Here is a 22,865-nt window from a genome sequence, read left to right on the forward strand (position 1 = left end):
TCAGGCGGTGAATCCCGAGCAGCTCGCCGCGCTGCGTACCCCGGAAGGGGTGAAAGCCCTCGCGATGGCGGCCGAGCTGGCCAGCGGTGATCCGCTGTCCTCGGCCGCCGCACTCCGCTCCTCGGGCCTGCCCGCGGACCTCGCCGCCGCCGCACTCACCCAGGCCGACCTTCGGCGGCGGGCGGCCGGCAAGTTCGGTGCGGACGCCGACCGGATGTTCTTCACGCGCGCCGGGCTGGAGCAGGCGACGCGGTCCGCGGTGGCCGAGCGCCGCGCCGCGCGGTTACGCGCCGCGGGCGTGCGCACGCTCGCCGATCTCGGCTGCGGCATCGGGGCCGACGCGATAGCCGCCGCCCGTTCCGGCATCACGGTGTACGCGCTGGAGGCCGACCCGGGCACCGCGGCGGTGGCCGCCGCGAACGCCGAGGTGCTGGGGCTGGGCCGGATCACGGTGCGGCACGGTGACGCCACGGCGGCCGATCTATCCGATGTGGACGCGGTCTTCTGCGACCCGGCGCGGCGGCGGGGCGGGCGGCGGGTCTTCGACCCGGGTGCCTACTCCCCGCCGTGGGACTTCGTCGCCGCCCTCCCCGCGCGGGTGCCACGCACCGTGCTCAAGCTGGCCCCCGGCATCGACCACGGGCTCGTGCCACCCGGCGCGGAGGCGGAGTGGGTGAGCGTGCGGGGTGAGGTCGTGGAGGCGGCCTTCTGGTGCGGGCCGCTCGCGGAGGTGCCGCGCCGGGCCACGCTGGTCGGGTCGGCCGAGCTCACCGGCACCGGTGACGCCAAGGCGCCGGTGGGCACGCCGGCGGAGTACCTGTACGACCCGGACGGAGCGGTGGTCCGCGCGCATCTGGTCGCCGAGTTCGCCGCGACCGTCGGCGGTCACCTCGCCGACCCGGAGATCGCGTACGTGTACGCCGCCACGCCGGCGCCCACGCCCTACGCCCGCTGCATCAAGATCGAAGAGGTGCTGCCGTTTTCGCTGAAACGGTTGAGGGCGCGCCTCCGCGAACGAGGCGTCGGCCGCCTGGAGATCCTCAAGCGCGGCTCCGCCCTGGAGCCGGAAAAGCTCCGCCGCGACCTCCGCCTGACCGGCCCGGCCGGCGCGACGCTCGTCCTCACCCGCGTCGCCGGCGCCCCGACCGCCCTGATCGGCCAGCCGGTATAGCCTCGGTCCCCGTGGCAGGTCAGGGCACTCCGGCGACGGCGCTCCTCGCGAAGCAGAAGGTCGCGCACACGACGCACCCATACTCGGTGTCGCCCGACTCGCCCAACTACGGCGCCGAGGTGGCCGCCGCGCTGGGTGTGCCGGCCGAGCGGGTCTTCAAGACCCTGGTCACCGAGGTCGACGGGGCGCTGACCGTGGCGGTCGTGCCGGTCACCGGCGACCTCGACCTCAAGGCGCTCGCCGCGGCGGCCGGGGGCAAGCGGGCGGTGCTCGCCGACCGGACGCTGGCCGAGCGGACCACGGGGTACGTGCGGGGCGGGATCAGCCCGCTCGGACAGCGCAAGCGCCTGCCGACGGTGGTGGACGCGACCGCCGCCGACCACGGGACGATCTACGTTTCCGCAGGTCGCCGGGGCCTGCAGGTGGAGCTTTCGCCGCACGACCTCGTGCGACTGACGGGCGCCACGCTCGCCGCCATCCGCAGCTGATCGATTTCGCCCCTTTTGCCCCGGTACTGGAGTTAAGGTGGCTGATGATCGAGTCGGACATGATCCGCGAACGGGCACATGTCGATCGCGTTGCTGAATTGTTATCGCCGCCAACAAACTCATGGCGTCGGCGGTCTTGTGCGATTGCTCTGTGCCGCAATACGTTGCCGGGCACAACAAAAGTACGTGCCCACGACGCTCACCGCGCCTCGACGCGCGAAAAACCCACCACACCCACACTTCGATGAAAGGGCCCGTGCAATGCGCAAAGGGATCCTCTCCATCGCTGCCGCCAGCCTGTTGGCAGTAGGGTCGCTCGCCGCGTGTGGCGACGACTCCGGCAGTGACTCCGGCACCGGTAACAACGGTGGCGGCAAGACACCCAAGATCGGCGTGATCCTTCCGGACAGCAAGTCCTCCGTCCGCTGGGAGACTGCCGACCGCAAGTACCTCGAAGAGGCCTTCAAGGCCGCCGGGGTGCAGTACGACATCCAGAACGCCCAGGGCGACAAGAACACGTTCCAGACCCTGGCCGACCAGATGATCACCAACGGCGCGACGGTCCTCATGATCGTCAACCTCGACTCCGGCACCGGCAAGGCCGTGCTCGACAAGGCCAAGTCGCAGGGTGTCGCCACCATCGACTACGACCGGCTGACGCTCGGCGGCTCCGCCGAGTACTACGTCAGCTTCGACAACGTGGCCGTCGGCAAGCTGCAGGGCGAGGGCCTGGTCAAGTGCCTGACCGCCGCCAACGCGCAGAAGCCGGTCGTCGCCGAGCTCAACGGTTCGCAGACCGACAACAACGCGACCCTCTTCAAGGAGGGTTACGACTCGGTCCTCAAGCCGAAGTACGACGCCGGCGAGTACGTCCAGGGTCCGGACCAGTGGGTTCCGGACTGGGACAACGCCCAGGCGGGCACGATCTTCGAGCAGATGGTCACCCAGACCGGCGGCAAGATCAACGGCGTGCTGGCCGCCAACGACGGCCTCGGCAACGCGGTCATCTCCGTGCTCAAGAAGAACAAGCTCAACGGCAAGGTGCCGGTGACCGGCCAGGACGCCACGGTCCAGGGCCTGCAGAACATCCTCGCGGGCGACCAGTGCATGACCGTCTACAAGGCGATCAAGCAGGAGGCCGACGCGGCCGCTGAGCTGGCCATCGGCCTGGCCAAGGGCGAGAAGAAGACCACCTCGCAGACGGTCAAGGACCCCGAGGGCGGCCGCGACGTGCCGTCGGTGCTGCTGACTCCGGTCGCCATCACCAAGGAGAACGTGAAGGACGTCGTCGCCGACGGCTTCGTCACCAAGGAAGAGCTGTGCACGGGCGCCTACGCGGCGGCGTGCACGCAGGCCGGCATCAGCTGATCTGAGATACGGTCGATCTAGGGCATATCGGCGCCGAACGATGGTTCGTGCGCTGGTATGCCCTAGGGCCTGTATCCAATCCTTGCCGGGCTGCGCCAGGCCCAGACACCGCCACGCGGCGTCGGGCGCGAGGCCGCAGATACAGGCCCTGTATCAACGCTAAGGAGATGGCACCGTGAGCGAGCGGGTTGGCGCGGCGGCGTCTGGACTGAACCTTCTTCAACCTGAACCGCATGGTCCGCAACGCAACGACGGCGGCCACGCCGAGGTTGAAAGAGGTTCACTGGGCCGCCCCGCCGACGAGATCGGGGTTTCGGGGCGGCGAGAGACGACGTCGCCTTTAGCGCCGCATGAGCGAGCGAACCTGGAGGCACAATGACACCGCTGCTGGAAGCGCGCGGGATCGTGAAGCGGTTCGGCCCCGTACAGGTCCTGCAAGACGTGGATTTCTCAGTACCGCCCGGCGAGGTCACCGCGCTCGTCGGTGACAACGGCGCCGGCAAGTCGACGCTGGTCAAGTGCATCAGCGGCATCTACACGAGCGACGAAGGCGAGTACCTCTTCGAGGGCAACCCGGTCAACATCCACGGCCCGCGGGACGCCGCCGCGCTCGGCATCGAGGTGGTTTACCAGGACCTGGCGCTCTGCGACAACCTCGACATCGTCCAAAACATGTTCCTCGGCCGGGAGAAGCGCTCCGGCCTGGTGCTGGACGAGCCGACGATGGAGCAGATGGCCGCCGAGACCCTCGCCGGTCTGTCCGTGCGCACCGTGAAGTCGCTCCGCCAGCACGTCGCCAGCCTCTCCGGTGGCCAGCGGCAGACGGTGGCGATCGCCAAGGCCGTGCTCTGGAACAGCAAGCTGGTCATCCTGGACGAGCCGACCGCCGCGCTCGGCGTGGCGCAGACCGCCCAGGTGCTCGAGCTGGTCCGCCGGCTGGCCGACAACGGCCTCGCCGTGGTCCTCATCTCTCACAACATGAACGACGTCTTCGCGGTCTCGGACAACATCGCGGCCCTCTTCCTGGGCCGGATGGTCGCGCAGGTCCGCACGACCGACGTGACCCACGCACAGGTGGTCGAGCTGATCACCGCTGGACGCAGTGGCAACCTCGGCCTGCCCCCGGCGGAAAACGGCGCCGAGCTCGTCGAACCGACCATTCCGGGAGCGCAGCAATGAGTACGACCACGGCGCACCACATCGAGCCGGCGGCCGTAACGCCGAAGCCGACGGTGGCCAGCACCGTCTCGGACTATGTCGCCCGCATCCGAGGCGGTGACCTCGGCGCGCTGCCGGCCGTGCTCGGCCTGATCGTGCTCTGCACGTTCTTCGGCGTCATGCGGCCGGCGTTCTTCACGGAGCTCAACTTCGCCAACCTCTTCACCCAGGGTGCGGGTGTCGCGGTCATCGCCATGGGCCTTGTCTTCGTGCTGCTGCTCGGCGAGATCGACCTCTCGGCGGGCTTCGCGGCCGGCGTCTGCGCCGCCGTGCTGGCGCAGGTGGTCGCCGTGCACGGCTACCCGTGGTACGTCGCGGTCCTCGCCGCCCTCGCCACCGGCGTGGTGATCGGTCTGGTGCTCGGGTTCCTGGTGGCGAAGGTCGGCATACCGTCGTTCGTGGTGACGCTGGCCGGCTTCCTCGCGTTCCAGGGCACCGTGCTGCTGCTCATCAAGGGCGGCACCAACATCTCGATCGGCGACGACGTGATCGTGGCCATCGAAAACAACAACCTGCCGCCGTGGCTGGGCTGGGTCCTCGTGGTGCTGGCCGGCGGCGGTTACGCGGCGGTCCAGCTGCTGAGCCACCAGCGGCGCCAGGCGCGCGGCCTGGTGGTCGAGCCGATCGCGATACCGATCGCCCGCGTCGTCGGTCTCGTGCTGGTCCTCGGCGGCTCGGTGTACGTCCTCAACCTCGAACGCAGCATCAACCCCTTGATCAACTCACTCAAGGGCGTGCCGATCGTGGTGCCGATCATCGGCATCCTGCTGGTCGTCTGGACGTTCGTCCTGCGGCGCACCTCGTACGGCCGGCACATCTACGCGGTCGGCGGCAACAAGGAAGCCGCCCGCCGGGCCGGCATCAACGTCGACCGGATCCGCATCTCGGTCTTCGTGATCTGCTCGTTCATGGCGGCGATCGGCGGCATCATCCTGGCCAGCAAGGGGCGCTCGGTCGACCCGAACACCGGCGGCAGCAACGTCCTGCTCTACGCGGTCGGCGCGGCGGTCATCGGCGGCACGAGCCTCTTCGGTGGCAAGGGTCGCGTGGCCGACGCGGTCCTCGGCGGCGCCGTGATCGCCGTGATCGACAATGGCATGGGCCTCATGGAGCTCAGCTCCGGGCAGAAGTTCGTCTTCACGGGTTCGGTACTGCTGCTCGCGGCCGGCGTGGACGCCCTCTCCCGAAGGCGCGCCTCGGCAACTGGCATCAGGTAACGCCGTTCGTAATCGGGGAGGCTGGGCAACGGATGCGCACGGGACCAAGCCAGGAGGAGGTGCGCCGGCAAAACCTCGGTGCGCTCCTTCGGTACGTGCACATCCACGGCCCGACCTCGCGTGCCGAGCTCACCTCTGAGCTGGGGCTCAACCGCAGCACGATCGGGGCGCTGACCGCCGACCTGGCCGGTGCGGGCCTGGTCACGGAGGCGGCGCCCCGGGAGACCGGCCGGGCCGGGCGACCTTCGCTGGTCGTCCGGCCGGAGTCGGAGCGGGTGTACGCGTACGCGTTCAGCATCGAGGTGGACCAGCTGCGGGCGGCCCGCGTCGGGCTGGGCGGCGAGGTGCTCGACCACCGCGCGGACGACCGACCTGCCGGCCTGCCGGCGGCCGAGGCGGTGCCGCTGCTGGCGGAGTTTGTCAAGGATCTGCAGCAGGCGGTGCCGGACACCGCCGTGTACGTGGGCGGCGGCGTCTCGGTCTCCCGCATGATGCGCCGGGCCGACGGCAAGGCGGGGCTGAGCGGGGGCACCGACAGCGCCGCCGTGGCCGAGCCGCTGGGCGCGGTGCTCAACGCCGAGCTCGGCGCGGAACGCCCGCTGGTGATGGGAAACGCCGCCGACGTGGCCGCGCTGGCCGAGCACGCGAGAGGCGCGGCGGTGGGGTGCGACAACGTCATCTACCTGCACCGAGATGCCGGCGTCGACGCCGGCATCATCGTGGGTGGCCGCAGACTGACCGGCTACGCGGGGCAGGGCGGCCAGGTCGGCCACATGGTGGTGCTCCCCGGCGGCCGGCCGTGCAGCTGCGGCTCGCGCGGCTGCTGGGAGACCGAGATCGGCGACCGCGCATTGCTCAACGCCGCCGGCCGCGACGGCGACGGCGGCCGGGGCGCAGCGTTAGCCGTGGTCGACGCGGCCTCCCGCGGCGACGCGAGCGCCCAGGCGGCGGTGCGTCAGGTCGGCGACTGGCTCGGCTTCGGCCTGGCCAACCTGATCAACATCTTCGACCCCGAGATGGTCATCTTCGGCGGCACCCTCCGCGACGTCTACCTGGCCGCCGCCGCCCAGGTCCGCAGCCGCCTCAACTCGATGGCGCTGACCGCCGCCCGCGAGCACGTCCGCCTCCGCACCCCACAGCTCGGCGAGGACGCCGCCCTGATCGGCGCCGCGGAGCTGGCCTTCGAACGCCTCCTGGCCGACCCCCTCTCCAGCTGAGCTTTCCGGATCAGGCTCGCGGCCAGCTCAGCCCGCGTCCCACATTTCCAGCGGATATGCCCCGGCCCGCGTCACCTGCGGACCGCGTGCGCGGGCCCCGGGGGAGACGTGGAGCGCAGCGGAGCGTCTTCTTTGGGTGCTTTCCCGCGGGCACCGCTCCGGCCGGCGGCTCGCCAGGGCTCGCCGAAACCCCCGACCTCCGCTGCCAGGTCCGCAGGCCAAGCCCGACCTCCGCGGACGGTGAGGCCGCGGGAGCGACGGTCCGGACCACCGCGGACATCGCGGTAGCTCGCATCTGCTCGATTCTCCAAGGGTGAGCGCCGCGGCCACCGCGCTCGTCGGGGCCGGTTTACCCTGAGGGCCGTGAGCACGCGCAGCGAGCCTGGACCCGAGCGGCCGGCGGTTGGGGCGGCGGTGAGTGAGATGCGGGCGTCCGATGAGGATCGGCACCGCGTGGTGGACGCGCTTCAGCGGCACACCGAGGCCGGGCGGCTGACGCTCGACGAGTTTACGGAGCGGGTCGACAGTGCCTACGCCGCCCGAACGCTCGGGGAGCTCGCCGCGGTGACGCGTGACCTACCCGCGGAGGCCGCCGTCGCCGCCGGGCCTGGCACCGCGGACACCGGCCGGCGCGATCTGCTGGTCATCTTCGCCGTCGCCGGGGTCGCGCTCGTCCTGCTGATCGTCTTCATGGCGTTGACCCGCTGAGCGGTCCATCTCGCGCCACTCCGGCAGGACGAAGGGTGCGAGCGTGACCGCCAGATAGAGCGCGCCGAAGATCAGCCACGACTCGGTCAGGCCGAGCCACTGCACCGACCAACCGCCGAGCAGCGCGCCGATCGGGATGCCGCCCCAGGCGATGGCCAGTGAGATGCCGAGCACCCGCGCCCGCATCTCGTCCGGCACCCGCTCGTACTGCACGGCGGAGAGCACCGGGTTGATGCCGGCGATCGCGAAGCCCGCGACCAGCGCGACCGCGTAGACCACCCAGGTCTGGTCGGCCAGGGCCGGCGCGAAGAAGCGGGGCGCGCCGCCGATCAGCATGCCGAGCACGAACGTCGTGTACCGCGGGAGCCTCGGCGCGAGCGCCGCGAACACCGCGCTGCCGGCCACCGCACCCGCGCCGAAGGCGCCGAAGAGCAGCCCCAGCGCGGTGGCGGAGCCGGCGACCTCGCGCGCCCAGACCGGGGCGAGGACCGCCGAGTACGCCTGGTCGAGCAGGTTGGTCGCGAAGATCATGAGGGCCAGGCCGAGCACCAGCCGGTCGCGGCCGATGAAGCGCCAGCCCGCTCGCAGCGCCCGCAGGTACGGCTCGCGCCGCTGCGCCGCCTCGCCGCCGGGCACCAGCGCGGCGACAAGGACCGCGGCGATCGCAAACGAGGCGGCGTCGAGCAGCAGCACCGCTGTCGCGTCGAAGGCGGTCACCAGCAGGCCGGCGGCGGGCGGGCCAAGGAGCGTGGAGAGGCGGTACATGCCGTCGTGCAGGCCGGTCGCGCGGGTCGTGACGATGCCCGAGGCGGCGATCGTCCGCGGCAGCAGCACGCGCTTGGCCGAGTCGCCGAAGCCCCGCAGCGTGCCGAGCAGCGTCACGAGCGCCACAAGGCCGGCGTAGTCGAGCCCGGGGCCGTGGTGCAGCAGCGGGATCGCGCCCACCACCGCGGCGCTGCCGACGTCGCCCAGCAGGCTCACCCGGCGGTGGCCGAGGCGGTCGAGCAGTGGGCCGCCGAAGGCGCAGACCAGCACGTACGGCAGCATCTCGGCGAACGCCACCACGCCGGTGCGGGCGGCGCTGCCGGACGTGCTCAGCACAAACCACGGCAGCGCCACGAACGCCATCCGGGTGCCTACGAACGAGACACCCTCGGCGGCGAGGAGGCCGACAAACCCGCGCTTCATCCGTCGTCCGCCCTTCGCACGAAGGGCATCAGCTCCACCTGCAGCGCGACGAGCTCGGCACCCTCGGGCGGGTCGGGCTCCGAGTGCTGCCGGTAGCTGTCGACAAGGGCGGTCAGCTCGGTGTGCAGCCGCGCCGCCTCGGCGGCGGTGAGCCGCAGCTTCCAGTCGCTGAGCGTGCTGCCCGCGCGCCACTCCTCGGGCAGCACCTGGCTCTCCCCCAGCCACCGCTCGACCGCGTCGGCGTAGCTGGCGGCGACCGCCCGCAGGTACGTCTCCGCGTCGGCCGGCGCCTGCCGCACCGTCTCCTCCTCCAGCACCGTGCCCACGTGGGCGGCTCGCCACCAGCGCTCCCGGCCGACCCCGCGGCCGGTCTCCTCGACCACGAAGCCGTAGGCCGCGAGCTGCCGCAGGTGATAGCTGGTCGCGCCGGTGGAGAGCCCGAGGCGCTCAGCCAGCGTGGTGGAGGTGGCCGGCCCGTCCTGCCGCAGCAGGCCGAGGATGCGCACCCGCAGCGGATGCGCCACCCCGCGCAGGGAGGTGGGGTCGAGCCGTACGCGATTGTCCCCAGACATGTTTGCAAAGGTAACCTTGCAAAGACTCCTTTGCAAGACGGCAGTCTATGAGCCGTGCCAGCTGCGCCACAGAGCCGCGTACGATCCGCCGGCCGCCACCAGCTCCGCGTGTGATCCCAGCTCGGTGATCCGGCCGTCCTCGACCACCGCCACCCGGTCGGCGTCGTGCGCGGAGAAGAGGCGGTGCGCGATCGCGATGACCGTGCGCCCCTCCAGCACCGCGGCCAGCGAGCGCTCCAGGTTGCGGGCCGCCCGCGGGTCGATCAGCGAGGTGGCCTCGTCGAGCACCAGCGTGTGCGGGTCGGCCAGGACCAGCCGGGCGAGCGCGAGCTGCTGCGCCTGCGCCGGCGGCAGGGCATGCCCACCCGCGCCGACGACCGTGTCCAGCCCGTCGGGCAGCGCGTCCGCCCAGGCGAGCGCGTCGACGGCGGCCAGCGCGGCGCGTACCTGCTCACCGGTCGCCGACGGGCGGGCCAGCACCACGTTTTCCCGCAGCGTGCCGATGAACACGTGGTGCTCCTGGGTGACCAGCGCGACGTGCGAACGCAGCTCGTCGAGTGGAAGCTCGACAAGGGGTGCCCCGCCCACGGTGACCGAGCCGGCGCGCGGCCCGTGTATGCCGGCCAGCAGGCGGCCGAGCGTGCTCTTGCCCGCGCCCGACGGGCCCACCATCGCCAGCCGCTCCCCCGGCGCCACCGCCAGCGAGACGCCGTGCAGCACGTCGCGTCCCTCCACATAGGAGTACCGCACGTCGCGGGCGGCGAGGCCCTCACCGTCGGGCCGCACACCCGAAGCGGCGCGGTCCTCGGGCACCTCCGAGACGCCGAGGATCCGGGCCAGCGAGGCGCCACCGACCTGCAGCTCGTCCAGCCACGACAGGAAGCGGTCGAGCGGGTCGATGAGCACCTGCACGTACAGCGTCGCGGCGGTCACCTCGCCGAGCGTCACCCAGCCCTCCAGGTAGAACAGGCCACCCACCACGAGCGTGGCGACGACCGGCGCCACGTAGGCCACCTCGGTCAGCGGCCACCAGACGGTGCGCAGCCGCAGCGTGTACCGCTCGGCGGCGTACTGCCGGCGGATGTCCTCGTCCGACCGCCGCCGGCGGCGGTCCTGCCTGCGCAGCGCCTCGGTCGTGCGTGAGCCCTCCACGGTCTCGGTGATGCCGTCGGTGATGTCCGAGTACGCGGCGTTCTCCCGCAGGTAGCCGTCCGGCGCGTAGCGCAGGTACCAGCGCGTGCTGAACCACAGGATCGGCACCGCGATGAGGCACGGCAGGCCGAGCAGCGGGTTGACGAGCAGCAGCGCGCCGACCGCGAAGGCACCGGTGGCCAGCGCGATGAGCGTCTCCGGCACCGCGAAGCGCACCGACTGGGAGAGCGCGGCGACGTCGCGGGAGGTGCGGGTCACGAGGTCTCCCGTGCCCGCACGCTCCACGGTGGACAGTGGGATGGCGAGGATCCGGTCGACGAAGTCCTCGCGCAGCTCGGCCAGCACCCGCTCGCCGAGCCGCGCGGAGGCGATGTGCGCAAACCGCGTTACCACCGCTTGCACCACCACGAACCCCGCGATGGCCAGCGCGATCCGGTCGACGGTCACGGTCGTGGTGCCCCGCTCGATCGCCTCGACGAGGTCGCCGATGAGCCGGGGCGCGGCGAGGCCGGCCACCGCGGCGAACACGTGCAGCCCGATCGCGCCGGCCAGCGCCCGGGGGTGGCGGCGCATGAGCGCACGGGCGTACCGCCGCACCTGCCGCGCGTCCGCCACCGGCAAAGCCGCACTCACGACTCCTCCTCCCCTCTCGTGACGACCGCGGCGTACCGCGGCTCGGTCTCCAGCAGCTCCCGGTGACCGCCCTCGGCGACCACCTTCCCGTCTTCGACGAACACCACGTGGTCGGCCCGGTCCAGCACGAGCGGGCTCGTCGTGCAGACCACTGTGGTCCGCCCGGCCCGCGCGGCACCCAACCGCGCGGCGATCCGCGCCTCGGTGTGCGCGTCGACCGCGCTCGTCGGCTCGACGAGCACCAGCACCTGCGGGTCGACCAGCAGCGCCCGCACCAGCCGCAGCCGCTGCTGCTGCCCGCCGGAAAACTCCCGGCCCCGCTCGGCCACCACCGTGTCCAACCCGTCCGGCAGCGCGTCGACGATGTCGGTCGCGCTCGCGGCGGCCAGCGCGGCGGCGATCCGCTGGTCGCGCGCGCCTGCCTCGCCGGGGCCCTCGGACGGACCCAGCAGCTCCGCGCGGAGCGGCCCGGAGAAGAGGCGTCCGTCGTTGTCGGCCACGAAGATCCGCTCCCGCACCGCCGCCAGCGACAGGTCCCGCAGCGGTACGCCGGAGAGCGTCACGTCGCCATCCAGGTACCGCCCGAGGCGGTCGGCGATGGTGGCCGAGTCCTCCGGGTTGTTCGCGGCGATCGCGGTGAGCCGGCCGGGGCGGACGACCACGCCGGACGCCACGTCGACAAGGTCGCCCTCGCCGTCGGGCGGGCGCACGGGACTGGCCGGCTCGGCAAGGTCGCGCCGCAGCGAGAGCATCGCCACCACCCGCCGCGCGGCGACATGCCCCGAGTGATCTTGTCGATCGTCTCGGTGATCGTCCGCAGCGGCGCGATCAGGAACGACGCGTACCCGTAGAACGACACGAGTTGGCCGGGCGTGATCTCGCCACGCAGCGCGAAGCGGGCGCCCAGCCACACGACCAGCACCACGAACGCGCCCGGCACGAACACCTGCGCCGCCTCCAGGACGGACTCGACCCGCGCCACGCGTACCCCCGCGGATCGCAGCGACTGCGACTCGGCGCGGTAGCGCGCCGCGAACGTCGCCTCGCCGCCGACGCCGCGCAACACCCGCAGTCCGGTGACGATGTCGCCGGCCCGGGTGGTGAGCTTGCCCTGCTGGTCGCGGTAGGCCTGCTGGCGGCGGTGCAGCGGCCGGATCAGCCCGCCGACGAGCACCATCAGCAGCGGCACGCCCACGATGACCACGAGGCCGAGCGGCACCGAGACGTTGAAGAGGATCGCGGCGATCGTGATGATCGCGGCCACCGAGCCGGCGCCGCGAGCGGTCACGTCGAGCGCGTTGCCGATGTGGCTGATGTCCGCGGTGCCGATGCTGACCACCTCGCCGGTCGCCAGCCGCTTGGGCAGCGCGGCGCCGAGCCGGTTGGCCTGGACGACGGTGAGCTGGATCGTCCGGTACGCCCCGGAGAGCCAGTTGAACAACGCGAGGCGGTGCCGGATGATGCCGGTCACCGCCTGCAGCAGGCCGAGTCCAAGTAGGACAGTGCCCCAGGCCAGCAGCGCACCGCGGTCGCGGTCGGCGAGTCCGGCGTCGACCGCCTTGCCGATCACGGCCGGCATCAGCGCCTGGCTGACCATCCACACGATCCCCCAGGCGATGCCGCCCAGCATCGACGGCCACGTACGCACGGCCAGCCACCACAGATATCGGGTGGCTGACCGGTGATCGGGCACGCCGGGATCGGCGACCGGTAAGGAGCGCATAGTAACGAAGAAGTTACGAGATCAAATCCCTTCAACGCCACCGATTTTTGCTGCTCAGGCGAGGCAGCCGGCGGTCGGCACGCCCACCACCCGCCACCGGTCGCTGGTCCAGTCGAGGCTGACCATGCAGTTGGCGACGGTCAGTCCGGCGAGGCTTTCCCGCTCCACGCCGGTGCGGTCGAGCGTCGCGCGCGGGCTGCGGTCGAGCGTCGCCTCGTAGATCGGGGCGTCGAGCGTGAAGAGCCCGTTGGTGGCGACGTTCCGCACCACGTACACGCCGCCGCGCATCGAGCCGCCGTCGCCGTACGCGGTGTCGATGAGCTTCACCACCTGCTCGCATTCCCGGCAGCCCGGGCCGGCCACCGCCCGCAACGGCTCCGTGTCGCCGGTCCCCTGGGCGTGGTTGACCAGCGAGAACCAGTACCTCACGAACGCCGCCCCACCCTCCCTCGAGTGCGCGCCGGCCGCCGCCGGAAGGGCTGGCGCCTTGGACGTGCGGGTCGCCGAGGCGGCGCCACCGGTCGACTCACTCGGTGTGCGCGTGGCGCCGCCGCCCTGGTCGCTCGCGGGCTCCCACGGTCGGGTCACCGCGAACGCGCCGAGCACCAGCAACACCGCCACGCCGAACGCGATCGCCAGGCGCGTCGGACTGCCGAACAGCCAGGCGGGGCCGCGCCCCCTCGGCCCGCCACGCGCGCGGGCGCGGGGCGGTCCGTCGCCGATCGCCGCGCGGGCCGGCGGGGCAGCGGCCACCGGCGCCGACTCCAGGCGGGTGGCCAGCATCCCCAGCTCGTGGCTGATTTCGGCGGCCGAGGGGCGCGCGCCCGGGTCGGCCCGCACGCACTCGTCGGCGATCATCCGCAGCCGCGCCGGCGAGTCGCCGGGCAGCATCTCGGCGAGCATCGCGCCGAACGCGTACACGTCGCTCGGCGGCACCGGGACAGCGCCGTCGGTCACTTCCGGAGCGCGGTACCTGAGCCGCTCGAAGGGCTCGGGGTAGCGGCGCCCCGCGCGTACCAGAAGCATCACGGAGAAGTCGGTGAGGCGCGCCGCGCCCTCCCCCCGCGCCGGAACCACCACATTGGACGGTTTGACGTCGCCGTGAACGACGCCGAACTGATGCGCGGCGCTCAGCGCGTCGGCCACCGCGGCCCCCACCGCGGACGCGCTGCCGGCGTCGAGCGGCCCCTCCCGCGCGAGCCGCCGGCCCAGGTCGACCCCGGGCACAAGGTCTGACACGAGGGCCAGCGTCCCCTCCTCCACCACGATGTCGAGCAGCCGCGCGATGCTCGGATGCCACAACATGGTGAGCTGGCCACGTGCACGTACAAACCGGTCAACCAGCCGCGGGTCCGCGGCGAGATCGGGATATAGAAGCTTTACCGCAACGGTACGGTCAGTGCCGAGATCGAGCGCCTGCCACACCTCGCCGGTATCCCCACCCGCCAGGAACTCATACAGCCGGTAACGGCCTCCCACCGTTCTAGTCACGAACACCGTCCCCCAATATGACCATTGGCCTGCAGGATTGTGACCGTCATGGCCACCAACCCAGCCCCCGGGACCGTATGTTCGTATCACTGTGCAACCAACCTGGCGATAAGTCATCTATTTGCACGCAGCGCAATGGTGACTTCGCTGGGCGTATTGCGATGTGGGGGAGAACGGCCATGGCGGAATCCGTCCTCCGGCACCGGCGCGCCAGCCGTAGCGGCCGGATGGCTGTAACCGCGGGCGCCGTGGTGCTCGCTGTCGGCGGCGGCACGGTGGGTTATTTCCAGCTCACCGGGAGCAACGAGGCATGCACCGGCACGCCGGTGGAAATCAGCGTCGTGGCTTCACCCGACCACTACCCCGTCGTCAACGAGCTCACCGACCGGTGGAACGACTCCGGCCCCACCGTCGGCGACCGCTGCGTCTCGGCCACGGTGCGCGCGATGCCCTCCAGCGCGGTGGCCGCATCGATCGGGCCCAACTGGGACGAGGCGCGCGACGGACCCCGCCCGGACGTGTGGACGCCGGACTTCAGCGCCTGGCTGGCGCTCGCCGCCGGGCGTCCGGACGCGGCCGGCGTGCTGCCACAGGAGAAGCCGCCGAGCCTCGCCACCTCGCCGACGCTGATCGCGATGCAGCGGCCGATGGCGGAGGCTCTCGGCTGGCCCAAGCGCGCGCTCGGGTGGACCGACCTCGTCGGCGCGTTCCGCGAGGGCAAGACCTGGGGCGACTACGGCCACCCCGAGTGGGGTGCGATGCGCCTCGGCATGGCCGACCCCACCCGCTCCGGCGCGGGGCTGGCCGCCGCGATGACCCTCATGGACCCGGACAACAACCAGCAGCAGTCAAACGACGAGCTGTACATCGCGCTTTCCGCGTCGCAGCTCACCACGGTCACGGCCGAGGACCCGTCGGCGCTGCTGCGCGAGTACTCGGGCGCGGCCACCAACGAGCTGCCGACGCTGCCGGCCGCGATCCCGGTGCTGGAGCGCGAGCTGGCCGAGTACGCGGACGGCTCGCCGAGGGTGCCGCTCGTGCCGATCTACCCGAAGGAGGGCGTGGCGTACGCGGACTACCCGTTCGCCGTGCTCCGCGCGCCGTGGGTCGACGACCTGCGCCGGAAGGCGGCGGCCAGCCTGCTCGCCCACCTGCAGAAGCCGGAGAGCCGCAAGGCGTACGAGGCGGCCGGCTTCCGCGACACCGGCCACGCCTCCGGCGACACCGCGCGCCTGGACCCGGAGCGCGGCTTCCAGGCGGCGATCGCCGGCCCGGAGCGCGCCGCCACCGCTCAGGCGCTCACGCAGATGCTCGCGGTGTGGGGCGTGCTGCAGCGTTCCAACAACGCGCTGCTCCTCCTCGACGTGTCCGGCTCGATGAACGACCCGGTGCCGGGCACCAACCAGACCCGCCTCCAGCTCATCCAGCGGGCCGCTATCGCCGGGGCCGGGCTGCTCAACAACGGCACCGTCATCGGGCTCTGGGCGTTCGCCGCCGAGCTGACTCCCACCACCGACTACCGCGAGCTAGTCGCGCCCGGCCCGGCCGGCGGCATCGTCGGCGGCGTCCCCCGACGCCTAGCGGTGGCGGGCGCGGTGCAGGGCCTGCGGGCCACCGGCGGCACGGGGCTGTACGACACGATCGGCGCGGCGTACGACCGCATGCAGAAGGCGTGGAAGCCGAACGCCCAGAACATGGTCGTCGTGATGACCGACGGCAAGAACGAGGACGACTCAGGCCTGTCGCTGCAGCAGCTGCTCGCCAAGCTCAAGGCGTCGGCCCGCCCGGACCGCCCGCTGCCGATCCTGGCCATCGCGGTCGGCCCCAAGGCGGACGCGTCGGCGCTGGAGCAGATCACGAAGGTCACCGGCGGACGCACGTTCGTCGAACGCAACGACGTGAGCGCGATCCAGCAGATCATCCTCGCCTTCGCCGGCCGGGTCTCCTGACCTCAGCACCAGGCTCGCCGCAACAGATCGTGGTACCTATCCGCCACCCTCGAGACCTTTCGGCGGGCAACCGCGACGTCCGTCGTGGTCCGGACCGTTGCGCGGGGCCCCCGGGGAAACGTGGAGCGCAGCGGAGCGTTTTCTTGGGGTGCGTTCCCGCGGCCACCCTCCGCGGTCGCCCAGCTCAACCCAAGCGGCCGGCTCCGCCGGATCTGCAGAGACTTCGGGAAGGGGGTCAACGCGGTTGCCGGCTTGCCGCCGCGCCCAACCGCCCGATGGACACCGATCGTGGTACTTGCCTGTAGCCAGCACTACAGGCAAGTACCACGATCCGCCCGGTCGCGGGGCTTGGCCTGCGGACCTGGCAGCGGCGGTCGGGAAGTCGGCGAGCCCTGACGAGCCGCCGACTGCAGCGGTGCCGCGGGAGCATGCGGTCAGCAGGTGATGCGGACCCGCGGCAAAGCTGCTGCTAGGTCTTGGTTGGTTGCGGTCCTCAGATAGGCCTTCGCGCTCGTGGACGTCCGCCGGCACGCGCTGGAAGGGCAGCCAACGTCCCCGAGTTAGAGGGGGGCTGCCGCTGTGCACGCGGTTGGCGCCTCACGCTCCGCGGTCGCCCGGCTCGACCCAGGAGCCCGCTCCGGCAGATCTTGGTGAGTTAGCGTCGAAATGGCGCGCAAACTCACCAAGATTCGAAGCTCACACCGACCCAACTGATCGACAGTCACCGACCGCGACGACGGCGCCGGTCTGCGGGGACTCGCGCACTCCCGCCTCGATCTGCGGGAGCTGGCTTTTCGGGGGCTGAGCTGGGCGACCGCGGAGGGTGAGGCCGCGGGAGCAACGGTCCGGACCACGGCGGACATCGCGGTAGCTCACATCTCGTTTCGGGGTTGGACCTTTACCAGAAGCTCACGCTGACCGCGAAGGTCTCTAGCGGTCGACCTGGGTGAAGTCCCAGACGTGAGGCTTGCGGGCGACCAGGTCCTTCGGCGGGTCAGGCATCGGGGTCGGCGAGCTGCGCCACTTCGAGATGACCACCACCCGGTGGTCGGTGGAGGAGAAGACCTCGCTCGAGATGTGGAGCGGCTCGACCTCGATGCGCGGCACGGCCGTATCGCAGACCCACGCGATCAGGTCGGCGAACTTCGCGGACTCGCCGCGTACCTCCCACATCCGGACGATCACGTCGCCGGACACTACACGCTCACGATCGTCAGTGGCATTGCCGAATCGGCGGGAAGGTCGAGCCGGCTCGGGGCGACGCCGCGCGCGACCAGGTGGGAGCCGAGTGCGGCGACCATCGCGCCGTTGTCGGTGCAGAGTTTGGGGCGGGGCGCGCGGACCGTGATGCCGTGCTTGGCGCAGCGCGTCTCGGCGAGTGCGCGCAGCCGGGAGTTGGCCGCCACGCCGCCGCCGATCACCAGCGTCTCGATGCCGCGGTCGCGGCACGCGTCCACGGCCTTGGCGACCAGCACGTCGCACACGGCCTCCTGGAAGGAGGCGGCAACATCCGCGATCGGGACGGGCTCGCCGAGGCGTTCGCGCGCTTCCACCCAGCGGGCCACGGCGGTCTTCAGGCCGGAGAACGAGAAGTCGAAGCGATGCGCGGCGAGATCCTTGGGCGCGGTGAGGCCGCGCGGAAACGGGATCGCCGCCGGGTCGCCCTCGCGGGCCGCGCGGTCGATCGGCGGGCCGCCCGGAAACGGCATGCCGAGCAGCCGCGCCACCTTGTCGAACGCCTCGCCCGCGGCGTCGTCGATCGTCGCGCCGAGCGGGGTCACGCCGTTGGCGAGGTCGTCGACCTCCAGCAGCGACGAGTGGCCGCCGGAGACCAGCAGCGCGATCGCCGGCTCGGGCAGCGGGCCGTGCTCCAGCGTGTCCACCGCCACGTGTGCGGCCAGGTGGTTGACGCCGTAGATGGGCTTTTCGGCCGCGAGCGCGTACCCCTTGGCGGCGGCGACCCCGACGAGCAGCGCGCCCGCGAGGCCGGGCCCCGCGGTCACGGCGATCGCGTCGATGTCGGCGAGGGTGACGCCGGCCTCCTTCAGCGCCCGCTCCATCGTGGGCACGATGGCCTCAAGGTGAGCCCGGCTGGCCACCTCGGGCACCACACCGCCGAACCGCGCGTGCTCGTCCACACTGGACGCCAGCGCGTCGGCGAGGAGCGTGTGCCCGCGCACCACGCCCACGCCGGTCTCGTCGCACGAGGTCTCGATTCCCAGTACCAGCGGCTCAGTCATCTTGTCTCATCATCACCAGCGCGTCGGTGTTGCTCGGTTGGTAGTACCCGCGGCGGAGGCCGACGGCCTCGAAACCGTAGGCACCGTAAAGCTTCTGTGCCGGTCCATTGTCGACGGCGACTTCGAGCAGCACCTTGCGTACGCCACGCCGCGCCGCCTCGGCCAGCAGCGCCTCCAGCAGCGTGCGCCCGATGCCGCGGCGCTGGGCGTCACGGCGGACCGCGATGTTTTGCACCCACGCCTCGTCGGGCGGCTGCACGGCCAGGCCCGCGTACCCGAGGATCTCCCCCGGTCGCCGGTGGCCACGAGGTAGTGGTGGCCGCCGGCCAGTTCGTTCCAGAACATGGTCGCCGACCACTGCTCGGCACCGAAGAGGTCGGCCTCCAGGACCAGCACCTCGTCGATGTGCCACCAGCGAAACGGCCGAATCTTCATCGCAGGACCGGTTTGCGGCCCGCCGCCGCCACAGCGTCCGGCCGCCGCAGGTAGAGGGGGGTGAGCCGCTCGCTCGGCCCCTTCGCCCGGATCCGCTCGGCGGCCAGCTCGGCGAGCGCGGCGGCCGGCGGGTACATCGGCTCGTCGCGGACCGGGAGCCCGAGGACGTCCGCGTACTTGTGCGCGCCCTCGCCCACCGCGCCGGTCACGCCCAGCGCCGCCACCCGCTCGGCCACCGACCCGGGCAGGTCGACGTCGGGCTCGGTGATCCGCGCGCCGCCGTCGTACGCGGCCCAGTAGACCTCTTTGCGCCGCGCGTCGGTGGCGGCCAGGATCCGACCGGCCCCGGCGGCGCGGCCGAGCGCGTCGAGGGAGCAGACGCCGTAGGTGGGGATGTCGAGGGTCTGGCCCATGCTGGCCGCGGTGACGAGGCCCACGCGCAGGCCGGTGAACGGGCCGGGCCCGAGGCCGGCCACCACCGCGTCCAGGTCACGCGGCCCGGCGCCGATCTCGCCGAGGACCGCGTGGACGGCGGGCGCGAGCAGCTCACCGTGCGCCTTGGCGTCCACGGCCTGCCGCTGCGCGCGCATGACGACGCCGTGGTCGGCGACCTCCACGAGCGCCGCCGTCACCGCCGGAGTCGACGAGTCCACCACGAGTACGAGCACGATATGCACCCTATCCGGGCGCCCAGGAGCTACAGCCGGGACCACTCGATCGGGGGCAGTCCGGCGTCGGCGAGGGCCTTGTTCGTCGCGCTGAACGGGCGGCTGCCCAGGAAGCCGCGCGGGTTCATCGGGCTGGGGTGGCCGGCCTCCAGCACGACGTGCGTCGGGTTGGTCACCAGCTCGGCCTTCTTGCGGGCGTAGCCGCCCCACAGCAGAAACACCACGCGCTCGTCGCGGTCGTTCAGCGCGCGGATCGTGGCGTCCGTGAAGTCTTCCCAGCCGCGGTTGGCGTGCGAGCCGGGCTTGCCCTCGCGGACGGTGAGCACCGCGTTGAGCAGGAGTACGCCCTGTGCGGCCCAGCCGCGAAGGTCGCCGGAGCGGGACGGGGGCACGTCGAGGTCGGCGGCCAGCTCCTTGTAGACGTTGCGCAGCGACGGAGGCACCGCGACGCCCGGACGGACGCTGAAGCTCAACCCGTGCGCCTGGCCCGCCTTGTGGTACGGGTCCTGCCCCAGGATCAGCACGCGGCAGGACTCGGGGCGCACAGCCGGTACGCGGAGAAGAGGTCCTCCAGCGGCGGGTAACACGGGCCAGCCGCGAACTCGGCCTCGACGTAAGCGGCCAGCTCGGCCATCCGGGCGGGGTCGAGGTACGGCTCCAGCGCCGACCGCCACCCCGCCGGCAGCAACGTCATCAGGTCGAGTGTCACAAGTCCTCCACGCGTGCCGTCCAGTCCCCACCGTGGGGCTCGAGTCGGACCTCGCGGGAGTCGTCGTCACGGCGGTCGATGCGGACCTGGAGGTGCGCGTCGGACAGCTGCTCCACCACGCCCTCGCCCCACTCCACCACGGTGACCGAGTCGTCCACCGAGGCGTCCAGGTCGAGGTCGTCGATCTCCGCCCGCGGGTCGACCGCCGAGCCTAGCCGGTACGCGTCCGCGTGCACGAGAGCGACGCGGCCACCCTTCGCCGGGTCTGGCTTGTGCACGCGGGCGATGACGAACGTCGGCGAGGTGATGTCGCCGCGTACGCCCAGGCCTGCGCCGATGCCGCGGACCAGCGCGGTCTTGCCGGCACCGAGCGGGCCGGTCAGCAGGATCAGGTCGCCGGCGCGCAGGATCGCGCCGAGGCGGCGGCCGAACGCTTCCGTGTCGGACACAGTGGACAGGTTCACGCGGTCAGTTTCTCCAGAAACGCGGTGAGCACGGCGTTGACCTCGTCGGCGTGTTCGAGCATCACCACGTGCCCGCTGTCCGGCACCTTCACGAACTCGGCGTCCGGCAGCTGCCGCAGGATCTCCTCCGAATGGGTCACCGGCGTAATCATGTCCTGGTCGCCGACGATGACCAGCGCGGGCGCGTTGCGCAGGGCCTTGAGCGCCGGGTAGCGGGCGTGCGTGTAGAGCGTGCGCAGGTAGCGGGCGACCGTCTCGGTGGAGGTGCGCGAGTTCATCTCCTCCACATAGGACACCAGCGCCGGGCTGGGCTTGGTGTCGCCGAACCCGTACCGTCGGGTGAGCAGCCAGGCCAGGTCGGACGAGGCGTGCCGGGCCCGGTCGATGACGCCGCCGCTGAGCCGGGTGGCGCTGTTGACCAGCGGGAGCAGTGGTGCGCCGGCCTTGGCGATCAGCGCGGGCAGGCCGAACTTGGTCTCCTCCAGCCGGCCGCCCGAGGTGGACATCAGCACGGTCGCCACGACGCGGCTGCCGAAGTACTCCGGGTGCTGCTCGGCGAAGGCCATGATGGTCATGCCGCCCATCGAGTGTCCGATCAGCACGATCGGCCCCTCCGGCACGGTCTCGTCGAGCACCGCCCTCAGGCCCTCGCCGAGTGCGGGCAGCTCGTACTCGCCGGACTCCAGCTTGCCGGAGTGGCCGTGCCCCGGCTGGTCGTAGAAGACCATCCGGTAGTCGCCGCGGCGGGTCAGCTCCTTGCGCTGGAAGTGGAACGTGCCCATGTCGAGGCAGAACCCGTGCACGAAGACGAGCGTGGGCTCCAGCGAGGTCATCGCGCCGGTCACCTCGGCCACGAAGTCGGCGTCCAGCTCCACGCCGTCGGTCGGCTCGACGATCTCGACGTACAGCGAGGTGCCGTCCTGGGTGGTGACGGTCAGCGCCTCGTCGTACGCGAGGTGGCCGAACTCCTCGCCCGCGTACGGGTCGTCGGGCGCGCGCTTGGAACGGCGCACCAGCGCCCGCTCGGCCACGACACCGGCCGCCACGCCCACGGCGGCGATGCCCACGACCGCGCCCAGCAGGCCGGCCCGCTTGCGCATCGACCGGCTGGCGATGCCTCCCGCCCGGCTCATGCTCCGGCTCCGTCGTAGTGGCGGGGCACCCGCACCCCGCCGAAGCGGGTCACGATCTCGTAGTTGATCGTGCCGACAGCCTCGGCCCAGTCGTCGGCGGTCGGCTCGCCGCCGGCGCCGCTGCCGAAGAGCGTCGCCACGTCGCCGGCCGCCACCGGGTCGTCGCCGCAGTCGAGCACCACCTGGTCCATGCACACCCGCCCCGCGATCCGCCGCACCTTGCCGCCGAGCTGGATGGGACCGGAGTTGGAGGCGTGCCGCGGTACCCCGTCGGCATATCCGAGAGGGACCACCGCGAGCGTGGTCTCCCGCTCGGTGTAGTAGGTGTGGCCGTAGGAGACGCCCTGCCCGGCCGGCACCCGCTTGGTGAGCATCACGCGGGCGCGTGCGGTCATCGCCGGCCGCAGCCCGTAGCGCTCACCCGCGACGGGTGAGAGGCCGTAGACCGCGATGCCCGGCCGCACCAGGTCGAAGTGGGCGTCGGGGCGGGTGAGGGTCGCTGCGGAGTTGGCGATGTGCTTGTAGGGGGCGTCGACACCGAGGCGCTCGGCGGTCGCCACGCCCTCGCGGAAGACGTCGAGCTGGCTGTCGATGGTCTCGTGGCCGGGGGCGTCCGCGTACACGAAGTGGCTCCAGATCCCGACGACCTCGACCGTCCCGTCGGCCGCCGCCTTCGCGGCGGCCTCTACCAGCGCCGGCCAGTCGGCGGGTGTCGCGCCGCCGCGCGCGAGGCCCGTGTCGATCTTCAGGTGTACCCGAGCCGGCCGGCCTGCCGTGCGTGCCGCGTCGACCATCTCGCCGAGCTGTGCGAGCCCGGCGACCCCGAGATCCACACCAGCCGTGACACCCTCGTGCAGCGGCAACCCGGGTGTCAGCAGCCAGGCGAGCACCGGGGCGGTGATGCCGGCACGCCGCAGCGCGAGGGCCTCGTCGAGAGTGCACACACCCAGCCAGCTCGCGCCCGACTCAAGAGCGGCTCGAGCCACCGGCAGCATGCCGTGCCCGTAAGCGTCCGCCTTGACCACCGCCATTACCTCGGCGGTGGTGCCGTCGCGCAACAGAGCCACGTTGTCGCGTATCGCGTCCAGGTCGACGCGGACCTCGGCCTGCCACATGCAGAT

21 protein-coding genes and 2 pseudogenes are annotated in these 22,865 nt (G+C 72.0%); 8 read left to right on the top strand and 15 right to left on the bottom strand.

The features are described from left to right. Positions 1 to 7: 7 nt before the first annotated feature. The 7 genes from Phou_RS14800 to Phou_RS52655 all read left to right on the top strand — a co-directional run bounded on the left by Phou_RS14800 (position 8) and on the right by Phou_RS52655 (position 7,387). Entirely contained in the window at positions 8 to 1,171 is a 1,164-nt protein-coding gene (locus tag Phou_RS14800; RefSeq protein WP_173056578.1) for a THUMP-like domain-containing protein, read from the top strand. 11 nt (positions 1,172 to 1,182) lie between these two features. Beyond that, positions 1,183 to 1,659, top strand: a complete 477-nt coding sequence (gene ybaK, locus Phou_RS14805; RefSeq protein ID WP_173056579.1) for a Cys-tRNA(Pro) deacylase — start codon at positions 1,183 to 1,185, stop codon at positions 1,657 to 1,659. A 261-nt stretch (positions 1,660 to 1,920) separates the two neighbouring features. Beyond that, positions 1,921 to 3,027: a sugar ABC transporter substrate-binding protein gene (locus Phou_RS14810; protein ID WP_173056580.1), complete on the top strand. Its 1,107-nt coding sequence runs from the start codon at positions 1,921 to 1,923 to the stop codon at positions 3,025 to 3,027. Positions 3,028 to 3,402: 375 nt separating this feature from the next. Continuing rightward, a complete protein-coding gene (locus Phou_RS14815) occupies positions 3,403 to 4,206 on the top strand; it encodes an ATP-binding cassette domain-containing protein (protein WP_173056581.1) in 804 nt (267 codons plus the stop codon). Beyond that, positions 4,203 to 5,462: a sugar ABC transporter permease gene (locus tag Phou_RS14820; RefSeq protein WP_173056582.1), complete on the top strand. Its 1,260-nt coding sequence runs from the start codon at positions 4,203 to 4,205 to the stop codon at positions 5,460 to 5,462. The genes Phou_RS14815 and Phou_RS14820 overlap by 4 nt, the downstream gene beginning before the upstream one ends. 32 nt (positions 5,463 to 5,494) lie before the next feature. After that, positions 5,495 to 6,679, top strand: a complete 1,185-nt coding sequence (locus Phou_RS14825; RefSeq protein ID WP_173056583.1) for an ROK family transcriptional regulator — start codon at positions 5,495 to 5,497, stop codon at positions 6,677 to 6,679. 363 nt (positions 6,680 to 7,042) lie between these two features. Then, complete coding sequence (locus tag Phou_RS52655; RefSeq protein WP_246273562.1) at positions 7,043 to 7,387, top strand: DUF1707 SHOCT-like domain-containing protein; 345 nt, start codon at positions 7,043 to 7,045, stop codon at positions 7,385 to 7,387. Positions 7,388 to 7,423: 36 nt separating this feature from the next. Here Phou_RS52655 and Phou_RS14835 read toward each other — a convergent pair. The 6 genes and pseudogenes from Phou_RS14835 to Phou_RS14855 form a co-directional block, all read right to left on the bottom strand. Beyond that, positions 7,424 to 8,575 (bottom strand): annotated as a pseudogene (locus Phou_RS14835) (MFS transporter); the annotation flags it as partial. Further along, entirely contained in the window at positions 8,572 to 9,147 is a 576-nt protein-coding gene (locus Phou_RS14840) for a winged helix-turn-helix domain-containing protein (protein ID WP_173056585.1), read from the bottom strand. The pseudogene Phou_RS14835 and the gene Phou_RS14840, both read right to left, overlap by 4 nt. Positions 9,148 to 9,192: 45 nt before the next feature. Beyond that, positions 9,193 to 10,932: an ABC transporter ATP-binding protein gene (locus Phou_RS14845; protein WP_173056586.1), complete on the bottom strand. Its 1,740-nt coding sequence runs from the start codon at positions 10,930 to 10,932 to the stop codon at positions 9,193 to 9,195. Further along, positions 10,929 to 11,606: an ATP-binding cassette domain-containing protein gene (locus Phou_RS54970; RefSeq protein WP_308784451.1), complete on the bottom strand. Its 678-nt coding sequence runs from the start codon at positions 11,604 to 11,606 to the stop codon at positions 10,929 to 10,931. Before Phou_RS54970 ends, Phou_RS14845 begins: the two co-directional genes overlap by 4 nt. Beyond that, entirely contained in the window at positions 11,492 to 12,655 is a 1,164-nt protein-coding gene (locus Phou_RS14850; RefSeq protein WP_308784452.1) for an ABC transporter transmembrane domain-containing protein, read from the bottom strand. Before Phou_RS14850 ends, Phou_RS54970 begins: the two co-directional genes overlap by 115 nt. Before the next feature lie 54 nt (positions 12,656 to 12,709). Then, positions 12,710 to 14,263, bottom strand: coding sequence for a serine/threonine protein kinase (locus Phou_RS14855; protein ID WP_246273563.1), 1,554 nt, complete (start codon positions 14,261 to 14,263; stop codon positions 12,710 to 12,712). A gap of 62 nt (positions 14,264 to 14,325) precedes the next feature. On the opposite strand from Phou_RS14855, the gene Phou_RS14860 reads away from it, so the two are divergent. Beyond that, complete coding sequence (locus Phou_RS14860) at positions 14,326 to 16,095, top strand: substrate-binding and VWA domain-containing protein (protein WP_173056588.1); 1,770 nt, start codon at positions 14,326 to 14,328, stop codon at positions 16,093 to 16,095. Between the two features lie 930 nt (positions 16,096 to 17,025). Here Phou_RS14860 and Phou_RS14865 read toward each other — a convergent pair. The 9 genes and pseudogenes from Phou_RS14865 to alr form a co-directional block, all read right to left on the bottom strand. Then, positions 17,026 to 17,280 (bottom strand): hypothetical protein, encoded by a 255-nt coding sequence (locus tag Phou_RS14865; RefSeq protein ID WP_173056589.1) that lies wholly within the window; start codon positions 17,278 to 17,280, stop codon positions 17,026 to 17,028. Between the two features lie 11 nt (positions 17,281 to 17,291). Beyond that, a complete protein-coding gene (gene tsaD / locus Phou_RS14870; RefSeq protein WP_173056590.1) occupies positions 17,292 to 18,335 on the bottom strand; it encodes a tRNA (adenosine(37)-N6)-threonylcarbamoyltransferase complex transferase subunit TsaD in 1,044 nt (347 codons plus the stop codon). Continuing rightward, positions 18,328 to 18,770: pseudogene (gene rimI, locus Phou_RS14875) on the bottom strand (ribosomal protein S18-alanine N-acetyltransferase). Before rimI ends, tsaD begins: the two are co-directional and overlap by 8 nt. Further along, positions 18,767 to 19,438 carry a tRNA (adenosine(37)-N6)-threonylcarbamoyltransferase complex dimerization subunit type 1 TsaB gene (tsaB, locus tag Phou_RS14880; RefSeq protein WP_173056591.1) on the bottom strand — a complete coding sequence of 224 codons (672 nt, stop codon included), beginning with the start codon at positions 19,436 to 19,438 and terminating at the stop codon, positions 18,767 to 18,769. The pseudogene rimI and the gene tsaB overlap by 4 nt, the downstream one beginning before the upstream one ends. Before the next feature lie 29 nt (positions 19,439 to 19,467). Then, positions 19,468 to 20,025: a uracil-DNA glycosylase gene (gene ung, locus Phou_RS14885; RefSeq protein WP_246273564.1), complete on the bottom strand. Its 558-nt coding sequence runs from the start codon at positions 20,023 to 20,025 to the stop codon at positions 19,468 to 19,470. Beyond that, positions 19,956 to 20,147 (bottom strand): uracil-DNA glycosylase, encoded by a 192-nt coding sequence (locus Phou_RS52660; RefSeq protein ID WP_246273565.1) that lies wholly within the window; start codon positions 20,145 to 20,147, stop codon positions 19,956 to 19,958. The genes ung and Phou_RS52660 overlap by 70 nt, the downstream gene beginning before the upstream one ends. Then, positions 20,144 to 20,611, bottom strand: coding sequence for a tRNA (adenosine(37)-N6)-threonylcarbamoyltransferase complex ATPase subunit type 1 TsaE (gene tsaE / locus Phou_RS14890; protein ID WP_173056592.1), 468 nt, complete (start codon positions 20,609 to 20,611; stop codon positions 20,144 to 20,146). The genes Phou_RS52660 and tsaE overlap by 4 nt, the downstream gene beginning before the upstream one ends. After that, complete coding sequence (locus Phou_RS14895) at positions 20,608 to 21,744, bottom strand: alpha/beta fold hydrolase (protein WP_173056593.1); 1,137 nt, start codon at positions 21,742 to 21,744, stop codon at positions 20,608 to 20,610. The genes tsaE and Phou_RS14895 overlap by 4 nt, the downstream gene beginning before the upstream one ends. Then, entirely contained in the window at positions 21,741 to 22,859 is a 1,119-nt protein-coding gene (gene alr, locus Phou_RS14900) for an alanine racemase (RefSeq protein ID WP_173056594.1), read from the bottom strand. The genes Phou_RS14895 and alr overlap by 4 nt, the downstream gene beginning before the upstream one ends. Positions 22,860 to 22,865 lie beyond the last annotated feature (6 nt).

This window comes from Phytohabitans houttuyneae (assembly GCF_011764425.1).
Classification (GTDB): domain Bacteria; phylum Actinomycetota; class Actinomycetes; order Mycobacteriales; family Micromonosporaceae; genus Phytohabitans; species Phytohabitans houttuyneae.